Annotated in this window: 15 protein-coding genes; 11 read left to right on the top strand and 4 right to left on the bottom strand. The window is 31.4% G+C overall.

Annotated features, from left to right (window positions below; all coding sequences use genetic code 11):
• Positions 1 to 50: 50 nt before the first annotated feature.
• Both IMCC3317_RS07400 and IMCC3317_RS07395 read left to right on the top strand, forming a co-directional pair.
• Positions 51 to 815, top strand: coding sequence for a patatin-like phospholipase family protein (locus IMCC3317_RS07400; RefSeq protein ID WP_160128891.1), 765 nt, complete (start codon positions 51 to 53; stop codon positions 813 to 815).
• Positions 816 to 826: 11 nt separating this feature from the next.
• Entirely contained in the window at positions 827 to 1,414 is a 588-nt protein-coding gene (locus IMCC3317_RS07395; protein ID WP_160128890.1) for a DUF6134 family protein, read from the top strand.
• A 6-nt stretch (positions 1,415 to 1,420) separates the two neighbouring features.
• On the opposite strand, the gene IMCC3317_RS07390 is transcribed toward IMCC3317_RS07395, so the two are convergent.
• From IMCC3317_RS07390 to IMCC3317_RS07375, 4 genes are all read right to left on the bottom strand, one after another.
• A complete protein-coding gene (locus tag IMCC3317_RS07390) occupies positions 1,421 to 1,813 on the bottom strand; it encodes a DUF1003 domain-containing protein (RefSeq protein ID WP_160128889.1) in 393 nt (130 codons plus the stop codon).
• A 14-nt stretch (positions 1,814 to 1,827) separates the two neighbouring features.
• On the bottom strand, positions 1,828 to 3,558 hold the full coding sequence (locus IMCC3317_RS07385; RefSeq protein WP_160128888.1) for an APC family permease: 1,731 nt from the start codon (positions 3,556 to 3,558) through the stop codon (positions 1,828 to 1,830).
• Between the two features lie 170 nt (positions 3,559 to 3,728).
• The gene (locus IMCC3317_RS07380) at positions 3,729 to 4,265 is read right to left on the bottom strand and encodes a hypothetical protein (RefSeq protein ID WP_160128887.1); all 537 of its coding nucleotides are present in this window, start codon (positions 4,263 to 4,265) and stop codon (positions 3,729 to 3,731) included.
• 93 nt (positions 4,266 to 4,358) lie between these two features.
• Entirely contained in the window at positions 4,359 to 4,733 is a 375-nt protein-coding gene (locus IMCC3317_RS07375; RefSeq protein WP_160128886.1) for a hypothetical protein, read from the bottom strand.
• Between the two features lie 237 nt (positions 4,734 to 4,970).
• On the opposite strand from IMCC3317_RS07375, the gene IMCC3317_RS07370 reads away from it, so the two are divergent.
• The 9 genes from IMCC3317_RS07370 (at position 4,971) to IMCC3317_RS07330 (ending at position 15,009) form a co-directional block, all read left to right on the top strand.
• A complete protein-coding gene (locus tag IMCC3317_RS07370) occupies positions 4,971 to 5,327 on the top strand; it encodes a hypothetical protein (protein ID WP_160128885.1) in 357 nt (118 codons plus the stop codon).
• 67 nt (positions 5,328 to 5,394) lie between these two features.
• Positions 5,395 to 6,069 carry a response regulator transcription factor gene (locus IMCC3317_RS07365; protein ID WP_160128884.1) on the top strand — a complete coding sequence of 225 codons (675 nt, stop codon included), beginning with the start codon at positions 5,395 to 5,397 and terminating at the stop codon, positions 6,067 to 6,069.
• 3 nt (positions 6,070 to 6,072) lie between these two features.
• The gene (locus tag IMCC3317_RS07360; RefSeq protein WP_160128883.1) at positions 6,073 to 7,323 is read left to right on the top strand and encodes a sensor histidine kinase; all 1,251 of its coding nucleotides are present in this window, start codon (positions 6,073 to 6,075) and stop codon (positions 7,321 to 7,323) included.
• A gap of 90 nt (positions 7,324 to 7,413) precedes the next feature.
• Positions 7,414 to 9,831 (top strand): TonB-dependent receptor domain-containing protein, encoded by a 2,418-nt coding sequence (locus IMCC3317_RS07355; RefSeq protein WP_160128882.1) that lies wholly within the window; start codon positions 7,414 to 7,416, stop codon positions 9,829 to 9,831.
• Positions 9,832 to 9,910: 79 nt separating this feature from the next.
• Complete coding sequence (locus IMCC3317_RS07350; RefSeq protein ID WP_160128881.1) at positions 9,911 to 10,375, top strand: PepSY-like domain-containing protein; 465 nt, start codon at positions 9,911 to 9,913, stop codon at positions 10,373 to 10,375.
• Positions 10,376 to 10,542: 167 nt separating this feature from the next.
• Entirely contained in the window at positions 10,543 to 10,995 is a 453-nt protein-coding gene (locus IMCC3317_RS07345; RefSeq protein ID WP_160128880.1) for a PepSY-like domain-containing protein, read from the top strand.
• A gap of 176 nt (positions 10,996 to 11,171) precedes the next feature.
• Entirely contained in the window at positions 11,172 to 11,642 is a 471-nt protein-coding gene (locus IMCC3317_RS07340; protein WP_160128879.1) for a hypothetical protein, read from the top strand.
• A gap of 17 nt (positions 11,643 to 11,659) precedes the next feature.
• Positions 11,660 to 12,499, top strand: coding sequence for a sterol desaturase family protein (locus IMCC3317_RS07335; RefSeq protein WP_160128878.1), 840 nt, complete (start codon positions 11,660 to 11,662; stop codon positions 12,497 to 12,499).
• Positions 12,499 to 15,009, top strand: a complete 2,511-nt coding sequence (locus IMCC3317_RS07330; RefSeq protein WP_160128877.1) for a DUF5686 family protein — start codon at positions 12,499 to 12,501, stop codon at positions 15,007 to 15,009. The genes IMCC3317_RS07335 and IMCC3317_RS07330 overlap by 1 nt, the downstream gene beginning before the upstream one ends.
• Positions 15,010 to 15,012: the final 3 nt, after the last annotated feature.

Below are 15,012 nucleotides of genomic sequence, written 5' to 3'. Positions count from 1 at the left end.
GTTGTTCAAGTTGAGAAAATGGAAAAAATTAAATTCTAAATAATGAAAAATTGGAAAAAATTGGAATAGCACTTTCTGGTGGAGGCGCAAGAGCAGTGGCACACATTGGTGTTTTACAGGCTTTAAATGAAAATGACATCTTTCCAAATAGAGTGTCAGGAACGAGCGCAGGAAGTATTATAGGAGCTCTTTATTGTCAAGGCTATTCACCTAAAGAAATTTTAAAATTAGCTCATGATAAAGCATTCTTGAAAATTTTTAAACTAGGTTTTCTAACTAAAAGATTGACAGAACTTACATATTTAAAGGATTTTTTAAGAAATCATTTAAAGAAAGATAATTTTGAAAGCTTAGAATTACCATTACACGTTTGTATTTCTAATATCAACTCAGGAGAATTTGAAATCATTTCAGAAGGAAAATTAATTGAAGTCTTAGCGGCTTCCTGTGCATTGCCACTTTTATTTAAGTCGGTTCAAATTAATGGAAATACGTATGTTGATGGAGGATTGCTCAATAATCTTCCCGTTGAACCGCTATTAACACATTGCGAAAAAGTAATTGGAATAAGTGTTTGTCCTCACGAGACAAGAGATGAGGTAAAAGGACTTAGAAATGTTGCAGAAAGATGTCTTCAACTTGCTATTTGGGGAACTATGCAACATCGTTTTAATCAATGTAATGTTGCGCTCGAAATTGAAAAATCTTTTCGATATGGATTGTTCGATGTTAAAAAATCAGATCAACTTTTTGATATAGGATATGAAGCAACGATGCAGAAAATAGAAGAAATTAAACTTAAACTTAAGGGCTAAAATAGATACATATGAAACAATTATTGATACTGCTTTTAATTATAAATAACTTCTTAGTAAAAGCACAAGACAAAACACTTAATTATGATTTAAGCGTTGCAGGAAATTCTATAGGCACATTAACAGCCGTAAAAAAAGTAGAAGGAAATTCTACAATCTACACTACAAACAGTTTAGCAACTGTTCACATCTTTGGAGAAACACAAATATCAACTTCTTTAACGGTAGAATTTTTGAATGGTATATTACAGTCAAGCCATTATAAGATTGAAAAAAATGGAACGCTTAATGATGAATCGAATACAATTCTTAAAAATGGTGTTTATTACATAAATCATAATGGCAAAACATCACAAATTACTTCACCTATAACGTACGCTACAACAATGCTGTATTTTGATGAACCAAAAGGCATAGAGACTGTGTTTGCAGAACTAGAAGGAATAACTAAGACTATAAGTAAAGCGGGATTGTCAATGTATGTATTATCCGACCCTGGTAATCATCACACCAATAATTACACATATACCAATGGAATACTAAAAGAAGCTGTCATATCACACACATTATTCAATTTTAAGCTAACACTTAACGAGTAGTTTTTATTATTTAAGCGCAAGTTTCGTTACCATATCTTTTAATTCTTTGACTTCCTTTAAGAGAGTTATTATTTCTTTTTCAGCTTTAATATTAACATTGAAATCATTTTCGGCACGTATTTCCGCACGTTTCGCCTGTAAATTTTGACCAACCATTAATAATGGCATTAAAAATATTTGTATCATATTTGAAATAAAGAGCCAGAGTACAAAAGCTGGATACGGATCAAAACGCAAATGAATTGACGCAAACATATTCCAACTTAACCAAAGTAGTGTCCACATAAATATAATTAGAAAAAAACCTATAGTACCTATTTTCGTAGTAATCCAAATAGCAAATCTTTCTGTTGGTTTCAATTCATTATTATAAATATGATTTGTGTTTTTAATACTCATGAGTTTTATTTTTATTAAATGATCAATCGAACTTCGCCCAATTCTTGAATTTTATACGGAAACTTATGTCCAGGGGAAGCAATAAACATAAAGTTACTCGGAATATGCCAACGCTTGGATAATTCCTGTATTTTTTCTGGTCCAAAAATACCGAGTTCTTCAATAAACTCAACATTTATTAAAGGATATGCTCTATCTAATGTTTCAATATCTTTCCTCAAATTTACCGCTAAAGGTTCATTTTCATTTATGATTGAAACTATCTTTACTTTTTTTGTAGATTCATTATTAGAAATGTACAGCAAAACCTTGTTTAAAGTAGCAACATCATCATGATTGGTAAAATACACGAATTGTTGCTTATTTATAGTAGTAAGTGCTCTTTTAATATTCCTATTCAGTCTTATAAAAAGTGTATTCTTATCAGGAAAAGTGTAATCTAAAATTTTCAAAAAGATTCTAAAAATGAAAGTCCGATATAACATAAAAAACACCACAGCAAGTGTCGGAATTAGGTATTCCATGAAAATGACTAAATATTGAGGATTTAAAATTACGTTGCCCACAATAGCAGCTGCAACAGCAAAAACACCTATAAACAATCCCAACCAGCTAGATTTTTCAGGTCTTGGCAATCGAGAACGATTTACTTTCAAAAGTAGATTTCCTAAACCAAATAAAATCATAACCGATAAAAAAGCAATGGTATACACGCCAGCTAATTTTGCCAAATCACCTTTGGTAATCAATAAAACGGAAACACAAAGCACAAAAAATAACAGGTAGATTAAATAATTGCTTCCTTTTTTTGTCTTTTTTAGTAAAATATTAGGTAGAATTCTATCCAAAGCCATACGTTTCATTAATCCGCCAACACCAACGAAAGAAGTTAATACCGCACCACTTAAAACCAATGCAGCGTCAATTCCTATCAATAATGACAACCAGTTTCCACTAGCAGTTTTTCCCATAACCGATAGTAAAGCATCTTGATTTTCCACCACAGTAGAAATTGGAATGATACACAACGCTAAAAATGCAATTAGCGGATTAAAAACCGTAACCACAATCCACATATTTCGTAAAGTTTTTGGAAACACGCCTTTTTCTTGTTCTTCAACATAATTAGCCGAACTTTCAAAACCACTAATGCCAAGCATTGCCGCCGAAAACCCTAAGAATAAAGCGGTTATAATTCCACCTTTTACGGGTGTGCTAAAATTTGACATTAATATTTCAGTTCCATTTTCAATCAAGAAAACGAAACAGAATCCACAAAGGATTGTGAGCGAGACTAAATGGAATAGAAAAATGGCTATCGCAACTTTAGAAGATTCGCCAATACCTAAAATAACCAATCCCATAAATAGCAACAATAAACCAATAGTTACGGGAATTACAGGAATAAAAGTCCAAATACTATGCGCATATTTTACAGCTTCACTCGCCGAAATTACCGCAGTTGCCATATATGACAAGACTGTTAAAGATGCAGCAAGAGACGCTGTTGACTTTTTAGTTGTGTTCAATAATGCGTTGTAAGCACCACCATTAAGTGGTAAAGCACCAACTACTTCGCCATAAATTCTTCTAAAGAAAAATAATACCAATGCGACAACTAATAAAGAAATCCACGCATATTGTCCTGCATAAACAATAGCTAATGCTGATACGTACAGACAAGATGAACTAATATCATTACCGCAAATGGCAGTAGCTTCGAGTTGGTTGAGCTTTTTTGGCATACATACGAATAATTGAATTCAAATATAATCTAATAATATAAGTACTTACATATTGTATTCAATTAAGAATGAATTAAATAAGCAGCATATTTAAAAAAGAAAAGGTTGATGTGATTCAACCTTTTCCAACAGAATACTACTAAAAAATTAGGCTACAATCGTATAGCTATCTAAGCAAATTTGAGAGCTGTTTTTTGAGTTTTAGAATCTTCTAAACTTATAGCATCTTTAGTTAACAAATCAATCACTTTTTTCTTCCAAGTATCAGCCAGCGCCAACTCGCCATTAAGTTGTGTAGTATCATTGTAGTCGTAAAATTCAAACTCTTCAATTGCGTTGTTTTTTGTAAAAGTGAACTCTAGTGCTATACTTTGTATGAGTTCATATTTTGATTTTACTTTTCCTATGCGTTTGGCAACTTTTTTTACTTCGCAAGCGCTTATATAAGTAAGATTTACTATTTGAATATATTCAGCTTTTGGAGTTTTTTTATAATAGTAAATTTGTTGTGCATTACTATCTAATCCCAGAGCAAAATTATTGTTAATTACATACTCTGTCAGCGTTCCATTGTTGTCTGAAATGCTAGTTTCTAACCCTTTTTTAAGCTCTTTTTCTCTCTTTTTAGTACTGCCACTAATTAGTATAAATGGTAATGTACATATTACTATTAAGATTGTTACAATAACAACTATTCCTGTTTCCATGATGTTTATTTTTTTGATATAATTTTATAGTGAATTTGCATAGTCTCGTTCGAAACAATGCACTTTTTTAATCGTAAGATGAAACACTATGAATTACCAAAAAGAATGGAAGGGAAAGAGGATTTCTTTCTTGAAAGATATATTGAAAAAATTTCGGTCAAAATTTTGAAACGAGCTACCAAAAGCTAGTGATAACTTAAGACTTCTGTTGAGAAGTCCGTCTTTTTTCGATATCTCATCATCTAATGATGAAGGTAGATTGTCAGGTTGTGATATGCTAATTAAAGGCTCAACTTCAGCATCCATATAAAAGTTTATTCCTAAACTAGAAAAGGACTGTGTTGAATGCTCTTTTTCAACCGAATTATCAATAGAAATTCCTGTCAATGACAAAGTTTCCGCACTAGCTGTTACATTGAACAGTACAGAAAAAACAAAGAAAACTATGATATGTTTAAACAGTTTCATGTTAAAAAAGATTCGATTTTAAGTTCACAATCATGAAAGTATAATTACTTCATTTGTATCACAAAGTAAGAGCTATAAATCTAAATTTTATATATTATTATGTTAAATTTCTACAAAAGGAATTAATATTAGTATCTCAAATGTTGGTAGCTTTGAGTTGATTGCATTTTTTTTGCATAGTGTAAATTTACTAAAGAAATCTTAAGTAAATTTGAATTCTATAAATACTAATAACACATGTCGTTTTTAAGATTTGAATCTAAAAAAAGCTCTGTTATTCAGAGAAAGCGTTTTATAATTAGAGCATTACGTTACATACTGTATGCAATAATTATGGTGGCAATATCAGTTTCAATTGGTACTTTGGGCTATCATTATTTTGGGTCTTTATCTTGGATAGATGCTTTTTATAATGCTTGTATGATTCTTGCTGGTGTTGGTCCAATTGCGCCAATGCCTACTGACACAGCAAAAATTTTCGCGTCATTTTATGCACTTTTCAGTGGGACTGCTTTCTTTAGTGTTATTGCCGTGGTAATGGCACCTATTGTACATCGATTTCTACATATTATAAACTCAGACAATACGGAATGATAATTTATTTCATCTTTAGATTTAATTTAGAATCATATACTAATTTTATTGTCTTAAATTTATAGAAATGAAATATCTAATAGCTGAAGATGAACTCGATTTGCAACAATCAATCGTCACGTATTTACAACGTGATGGAAATATCTGTGAAGTCGCTTCAGATTTTGGAGAAGCCTCAGAAAAGGCAGCCATTTATGACTATGATGTGATAATTTTGGATATCAATTTGGTTACAGGAAGTGGCTTAGATGTTCTTAAAACATTAAAAAAAGAGAAGAAAAAAGCAGGTGTTATTATCATTTCAGCAAATAATTCGTTGACTGACAAATTAGAAGGTCTAGATTTAGGAGCAGATGATTATATTACAAAACCATTCCACTTAGCTGAACTCAATTCTCGCATTAATGCTGTACTTAGACGCGGTAAATATGGTGGCGATGAGATTATGGAGTTTAATGAAATACGAATTGACACCAAATCCAGAACTGCCTATGTTGATGGAATAGTGATTGCGCTTACTAGAAAAGAGTACGATTTGTTAGTGTTTTTTATTTCGAATAAAGGTCGAGTGCTTTCCAAAGAAATTATTGCGGAACATCTTTGGGGAGATAATAGTGATTTACTCGATAATTTTGATTTTATTTATGTACACATTAATAACTTGCGGAAAAAGTTAACTCCTCAAAGTGCAAAATACATTAAAACTGCCTACGGAAGTGGTTATAAATTTATAGAAGATTAATACATGGAAAAAAAAGCAACACTCCTAAAGAAAACATCTAAAACTTTTCTCTTAACAGGATTAGTCTTAGCATTTTTGAGTTCGGTTGCTTTATACTTTTACACTAAATATCTTTTAGAAGATGAAGTAAAAGAAGCTTTATATTCAACAGAGTTACGAGTAGAGAGTATCATAAAAAACGGTGCAACACACTATGATTTACCACCAGTTATTGTGGTCAATGAGGTAGCGGTTTTAGGCAGAGATGTATTGAAAGACACCATAATCTACGATCCTTCAGAAGATGAAATGGAATTGTTTCGAGAACTTTCTACCTACAAAACCATCAATGGTAAAAACTATCAAATAACGGTAAGAAACATGATCGTTGAGTCTGAAGATTTTTTAATTGCCATAGTTGTTTCCAACAGTATCATATTTATTCTAGCATTTATATTTCTGTTTTACTTTAATACCACAAGAAACCTGCAATTATGGAGTCCGTTCTTTAAGAATTTAGAGCAGATGAAACGATTTTCGTTAACAACAAAAGAACCGTTAGAGCTTGTAGATAGTGATGTATTAGAGTTTTCAGAATTAAAAAATGAAATTTCTTTGCTCACAAATAAAGTGCGGACTGATTATGAGAATTTAAAGCAATTTACCGAAAATGTTTCTCATGAAATGCAAACACCATTAGCAATTATTCAAGCTAAAATTGATAACCTTATCAATGAACAAGAAATAAATGACAAGCAGTTTGAACAGGTAAGTTCTATTCAAAAAGACATTCAACGCCTTAAACAACTCAATAAGCGCATTACCACGTTAACAAAAATAGACAATAACCAATTTATTAATATTGAAAACGTTAGCCTAACAGATTTAGTAAGCGAAAAGATTGAAGACTTTAAAGAGCTTCAATTTGCAAATCTTGTGTATACATCAAAAAATGAACTATCAGTTTCAATGGATGTTTTTCTTGCAGATATTTTAATTAATAATCTGATTTCAAATGCCATTAAGCATACCAAACAGAATGAAGAAATTACAATTATCACAAAAGACAATCTACTTGTTATTTCAAATTTTGGAGAAAAAGCTTTAGCGCATCCTGAAAATTTATTTTTACGTTTTTACAGAGAGTCCGACACGAATCAATCTACAGGTTTAGGGTTAGCCATTGTTAAAAAAATCTGTGACGTATATGATTTTAAAATTTCCTATAAATTTGAAGAAACACATCACATCTTTTCCATAGATTTTTCAAAATAATACTTTTTAGTTTTAACATTTATAAGATCGTTTCTTTAATTTCCCTTTAGATTTCAACGCTACTTTTGTGCTATAAAAATTGAAAATCTAATGATAAAACATACGCTTGCAATAATCCTACTAATATTTTCATTCCTTGCAAATGCTCAGGAAACTATAACAATTACAGGGCAAATTATAGATCAAGATACTAAAGAAGCCTTACCTTTTGTTACCATTGCTATTAATGACGAAGCAACAAATACAATTGTAACAGGAACGATAACCGATGATAACGGACGTTTTGAAATTAAAAATCTAAAAACAGGAAAATACATTGTAAATATTACTTATTTAGGCTTTGAAGCCGTACAAAAAAAAATAGTATCTAGCGGATTAAATCCAATTTTCGATTTAGGAAAAATAGAACTCAAACCATCTGCGGAAGCTTTGGAAGCAGTAACTATTAAAGGAAAACGAGCAACGGTAAATTCGGCACTTGATAAAAAATCTTTTAGTTTGGAAGATAATGTAGCACAATCTGGAGGTTCTGTAGTCGATGCAATGAAAACAATGCCTGGAGTTGCTTTTGACCAAGATGGCAAAGTAATATTACGTGGTAGTGATAAAGTTGTAGTTTTAATTGACGGCAAACAATCTAGTCTTACAGGTTTTGGGAATCAAAAAGGATTGAATAACATTCCTGCATCCAATATTGAACGTATTGAAATCATCAACAATCCATCTGCGAAATATGATGCGAATGGTTTTGCTGGTATTGTCAATATTATTTACAAAAAAGAAAAGAAAACAGGATTTAATGGCGATGTAGGATTGTCATTCGGATTAGGTGCATTATCCAAAAGAAAAGAAGATACACCAACTAATTATGGAAGTTTTTCAGTAAATCCAAAACTAATTCCAAGCTTTAATCTTAATTATCGAACTAAAAAAATAAATTATTTTCTACAATCAGAATTCATCATTCAAGAAGCGTTACCAAACAATGAATTTACAACAAGAAATTATGATGATGGACGAAACATTAGTTCGCAAGTTCCTGAAAATCGTAGACAATTTCGTTCTATTATCACTGGCGGAATAGATTGGGAATTAAGCGAAAATGACGCTATTACATTTTCTGGAATGTTTGACAGAGAAAAACATATTGACAGCTCGCAAGTAGCATTTATCGATCTCAATACGAACACTCGCAATCGGTTATATACATGGAAAGAAGAAGAAATTACCAGCTTTATAAACGTTGCAGCAAATTACAAGCATACTTTTGCGCAAGCAGGACATTCGTTAGCTGCAAACGCACAATATACTAGAGGTTTGGAAGACGAAAGCTACTTTTTAAATGACAGTTCTGCGGTTCGTATTGGTAGAGATATGACCAACATTAGAGCCATTGAACACACCACAAGTCTATCAACCGATTATGCACGTGCATTACGTAGTGGTAAAATTGAGGTTGGTGCAAAAATGAGATTTAGAAATTTGCCCGTAGATTATACAATTAATCGAGGGAATCAATCTATCATCTATCCAAATTTGGGAGATTTTTCAAAATGGACAGAAAATCTATATGCGTTCTACGGAAACTATCTATTGGAAAAGGAACGTTTTGATGTGGAAGCTGGTTTGCGAGCAGAACAAACAGATGTGTCCTATAAACTCGATCCTCAAAATACCTACTATGAAACTAATGATGCGTATGATTATTTTGAATTGTTTCCAAGTGTACGATTTACCTATAAATTAAACGACAAAAATAAATTATCAATATTTTACAATCGCCGTGTAGACAGACCAGGCGAACCCGAATTGCGTATATTTCCAAAGTACGATGATCCTGAATTATTAAAAGTTGGGAATCCATATCTGCGCCCACAATTTACCAATAGTGTTGAAATTGCGCATCGTTACAATTGGAGTTCAGGCTCACTATTTTCCGCCGTGTATCACAGGCAAATAAAAGGTGCATATCAACGTATTTTTAGTGTAGATAATAGCAACCCTGAATATGACATTATGAACCGAATTTACCAAAATACAGGAGAAAGCACCAATACAGGAATAGAATTACTATTTAGTCAAGATTTAACAGAAAAATGGAAACTAACCGCAAGTACCAACATTTATAGAAATAGCATTAATGCGTATGAAGGTACATTGCAATTTCCATTTGTAAGAACATTTAACATTGAAAAATCATCAGATATTGCAGGCGATTTTAAACTATCAAACACGTTTACGCTTCCTTGGAATGTTGAAGCGCAAGTAACTGGTTTGTATTATTCCAAACGTAATATTCCACAAGGAGAAGAACTGGCACGTTCGTCTATTGATTTTGGATTGAAAAAGAGCATTTTGAACAAAGCTGGAGAAATTACACTTTCTGCAAGCGACTTATTTAATAATTTTGGTTTACGACAACGAGTTTCTGGAGAAGGTTTTGCAGCAGTATATGAAAACTATTATGAAACACAAATTGTACGATTGGGAATGAAATATAAATTCTAAAACTTAAGATTCTCTTAAACAAATCTTTAGATTTCAATAATATCTTTAAATTTCATAATCATTAAACAAAAATCTAAAAATGAAAAAAATTACCATTATTGCGCTACTAGCACTCATAACAAGCATTGTTTCTTGCGATAAAGATGCTACTGCACCACAAAACGTAAAAGATACCTTTGCCAAGAAATTTCCATCTGCATCAGATATTGAATGGGAAAAAGAATCGGATACCGAATGGGAAGCAGAATTTAAGTTTAACGGAAAAGAATACTCTTCTAATTTTAATCAAGACGGAACATGGGTAGAAACAGAATTTGAAATGACGAAATCAGAAATTCCAGTCGTAGTCATGGATGCTTTTAATACCAATTTTGAAGGCTATGACATTGAAGAAATAGAGTTATCTGAAACTATAAAAGGTAAAGTCTATGAGTTTTCTATCGAAAAAGGAGAAAGTGAAATGGAAGTTGTTATAGATATGGAAGGAAATATTACAAAAAAAGAACAAAAGAAAGAGGATGACGATGATAACGACGACGATTAATAGGATATAGTTTCCCCTAATGTCCCTCCAATTATGGCGTATCTCTTAAACGATACGCTTTTTTTATTAAAATAATGTTAATTGAAGTTTGCTTTAGATTTCCTTGAAATCAACTTTAGAATTGAGCACTACATTTATACTATTATTAATTTAAAAAACGATAAAAAATGAAATCATTAAAAATAATTTTAGCTGCTTTTTTAATTTGTACACTAGTTGCTTTTACTTCAGGAGGAGATAAAGCGCCACAAAAAGTAAAACAAGCTTTTGCAAAGAAATTTCCAACTGCTAAAAAGGTAAAATGGGAAAAAGAAAACGATTCTGAATGGGAAGCAGAATTTAAAATGAATAAAGTAGAATATTCAGCCAACTTTCTTGAAAATGGTACTTGGAAAGAAACGGAACACGAAATTGAAGAAAAAGCAATTCCTAAAAATGTAAAAGCTGCTTTAATGACTGTTTTTCCTGGGTACGAAATTGAAGAAGCCGAAATCTCTGAAACCAAAGATGGAATGGTTTATGAGTTTGAAATTGAAAAAGGAGAAATTGAAATGGAAGTAGCCATAAATTCAAGTGGTAAAGTTGTAAAACAGGAAGTGAAAAAAGAAGATAATGATTAATTAGTTTTCATATTTGATTGGTTAGTTTTAAGTTGGGAAATGCCCAAATCTGTTCCAGATTTGGGCATTTTATTTTTGGTTACTATGTATTTAAGATTTGCTTTAGAATGTCTTCAATTTAACATAAGAATTCAGTATTAAATTTATTTATATAATCAAAAAATGAGTTCAGAATTATGCATCTCAAGCCAATTTTCACGATTGTCCTATTTTCTTTAGTAGTCATTTCTTGTACGCCAGAAGCACCTTCAGTTGTGCAAGAATCATTCACTAAACAATTTGAAAACGCACAAGATATTTGTTGGTTTAAAGACAACGACAACCTTTGGGAAGTTTCTTTTTATCAAGAGAAGTTTTATTACAAAACGGCTGCCTACAATGCGCAGGGAAAATGGTTATTTATAAGTGTTGAAGTCACTAAAGACGATGTTCCAAATGAGTTTTTAGTAACACTTAAAAAACAATTCCCTGACTCATTCCTTATTAAAATTTTCAAGAAACACACAAACACAGAAAATGAATATCAATTTGAAATTGAAGACGATGGAATTTTATATGTCTTAGGTTTTGATGTGAAAAATAAGTTACTGGTTTTAGAAAATGAAACCTACAAATTAAGAAACGAATTTATAATTGAAAACGATTAATAAACTAACTAAACAATATGGATTTTTTATCAAACAATGATGCATTATGGCAACTCTCTTTTTATGGAGGTACATTACTTTTATTTTGGATTATTGAACTTTTTATCTCGACTCAAAAATGGAATTTGAAAGCGCTGCATACTGCTTTAAATGCCAAGTTTTTAGTTTTTGTTCTTCCAGTTCAAATAATCTTATCGCTCGTAGTATTCTTTGTAGCAAGCTGGACGGAAACCTCAAATTGGGGATTAATGTATTTATTTCCTATTGAAGCAAACTCTATTCTATTTTTTGTTGTGGCTTTTCTAATCTTAGACTTCTTCGACTACGGTTATCATTTTATGATGCATAAAACACCATTGTTTTGGAAGTTTCATCAAGTACATCATAGTGATATGGAGGTAGATATTACAACTACAATTAGAGAACATCCTGGAGAAACGTTTATAAGAGTAAGTTATTCCATTATAGTAATTGCAATTGTAGGTGCGTCACCTTGGGTACTAATTGTCAAACAGTTTATCCAAAGCGTTTCAAATCTAGCTTCTCATACCAATTTAAAACTTCCAGAAAAACTGAACAATATTGTCTCATTGTTACTTGTAACTCCAAACACACACCATATTCATCATCATTATCAACTTCCGTATACCGATAGTAATTATGGGGACGTACTCACTATTTGGGATCGTTTGTTTTCAACCTTTTCAAAAATGAAACAGACGGAAATTGTGTATGGTGTAGATACACATATGGACGAATTACAAAATAAAGATTTCAAAAATTTGATCACACGCCCTTTTGATACAACTACTATTAAAGATACCAAAGTCATTCAATTAAACCCAACTAAAGATTAATGAAAACGTACATTCTATTTATAAGTCTGCTAATAAGTACTACATATACTTTTGCTCAAACAAAAGTTCAAGGTGCTTTAAAAGATGAAAACAATCAGCCTATTCCTTTTGCAGATGTATACTTTACGAATTCATCTGTAGGAACAACATCAGATATGGATGGTAATTTTACGTTGGAATCAGAAAATGATTATCCTGAACTTACCATAAGTTTTATTGGATATGAAAGTCGAGTAATCTCACTTTTAGAAAAAAAAACTATGGGAATACAAATAGTTTTGAAAGAAGAACCTACTTCTTTAGATGAAGTATATATTGTTGGAAAGCCAAAGAAAAGACTTTCTAAAAAAGAGAATCCTGCCTATCGAATATTGAAGAAAATATGGGAGAATAAAAAGAGAAATGGAGTAAAGTTAGCCAACTCATATCAGTACGATAAATATACAACAGTTGAACTTGGTTTTGATAATATGGATAGCACTTTCGTGAAAAAATCGCTCAAAGAAGATTATAATGCAATTGCTTCAAAAATGAAAATAAACACCGATAATGGCACTTATTATTTACCTATTCAACTCACGGAAACTACAGAAAAAGTGTATGGAGATAATAGATTAAAAAAAGAGCGGATAGATATTGTGGGACAACGCAAAGTTGGTATTGAACAACAAGGTAAAATCTTGGAAAGAGTGGCTGGTGTTTTTAAGGAAATAAATATTTATGAAAATGATATAGCAATCTTGAATAAAAATTTTGTAAGCCCTATTTCTACTGAAGGATTTGGGACATACGATTACGTATTGTCTGATAGCACTACCGTAGAGAATAAGAAGTATTACACCATCTATTTTTTTCCAAGACAAGACGGTGATTTTGCATTTCAAGGCAGTATGACTATTGCTGATGAAAATTTTTCTATAGTGGATATTGAGATGAAAACTTTAAAACAAATGAACTTAAATTTTGTTAGGAGTTTTGAATTTAAAAAAACTTTTAGTATCAAAAATGATAGCATATACATTCCGCAGAAAAATGAATATAAAGGTGACTTCACATTACTTACTAAAGGTGAAGAAGAAAAAGGAATTTTTGTAAATAAAAACGAAACGTTCAGCAATTATGAATTTGATACTATTAAAGAACCTTCTTTTTATGATGAAGTAATTGAACAAACAAAGGTTGACCAATTTAAAAAAAATGATAGGTATTGGAAAAAAAATCAAACTGAAGATATTGCTGAAGTCTATGCGGTTGTTGATAAAGTTAAAGACAGTAAAAAAGTCAATGGAGTAACTAATAAAATCTATATACTTTCTGATGGTTATATAAATATTACAGATGGTTTACAAATAGGAAGTATTTGGGCTACAACCGCTAGAAACGATGTTGAAGGCTACAGAGCTAGAATGGGTTTTAGAACCTTCAAAACTTATAATGATCGTTTAAGGTTAGAAGGTTTTCTTGCATATGGCTTTACCGATAAAAAACTCAAGTATGGTTTAGAAGCAAGATATTTATTATCTAATAATCCACGAACAACATTAAGTGCAGCGTATTTGAATGATAATGAGCAAATGGGATTAATAACCTTTAATGGTACACACTTAATACCAGAAGCAGACAAGGGTTCTAAAGCGCTGTTTGGCAGAGGTAGTAATTTCTTTTTGTCACGTATACAAAAAAGTATGCTTCGTTTTGATTGGGAAGCGAAGAAAAATTTGCACTTTGGAATAACAACTTCGCACAATAAAATAGAATCTGCTGCACCAGATCTATTCTCTTTAGAATATTTAGACAAAATATCTAATACCATACAATCTAAAACTACAGATGTCACTACCGATTTGTATTTGAGTTTTACACCAGGAAGGGAAGTTTCTGGTTATGGTGTTGATGAAAAAGTAGGCATTAAATCGCATCCATCACTTTTATTAAATTACAGACGGGGCTATAAAAATTTACTAGGAGGCGATTTTAATTATAATCGAATTCAGCTAATATATAACCATCCAATATCTTTAGGTAAATTTGGTATATTTGATGCTACTCTAGGTGCAGGAAAAACTTTTGAGGCAGTGCCACTCTCTCTTTTGACTGCGGTTTCTTCTAATCAAACCTATTTTTTAGTACCAAATACCTTTGCATTATTAGATTATTACGATTTTGTAGCAGACACGTATTTTGAAGGACATTTTGAACACCATTTTAATGGACTATTGTTAAATAGAATACCTCTGCTTAAAGAATTAAAATTACGTAGTTTATTGACTTTTAGAGGTGTTTATGGTACTATTTCTGACCAAAGTAAAGATATCAATAGATCATCAATAATCTACACTGCACCTTCTGCAAAACCTTATTACGAATATGGTTTCGGGTTTGAAAATATTGGTATTGGTAATATAAGACCATTCAGGGTAGATTTTATTTGGCGTAATGATTTTCAGAATTTTAATGGTTCGGTAAACCCAAAATTTGGAATTCGGGTAGGTATAAAAACAGTATTTTAACAG

Origin of the sequence: Kordia antarctica, assembly GCF_009901525.1 — a bacterium.
Lineage (GTDB): Bacteria > Bacteroidota > Bacteroidia > Flavobacteriales > Flavobacteriaceae > Kordia > Kordia antarctica.
This window is presented reverse-complemented; position numbering and strand designations above follow the sequence as displayed.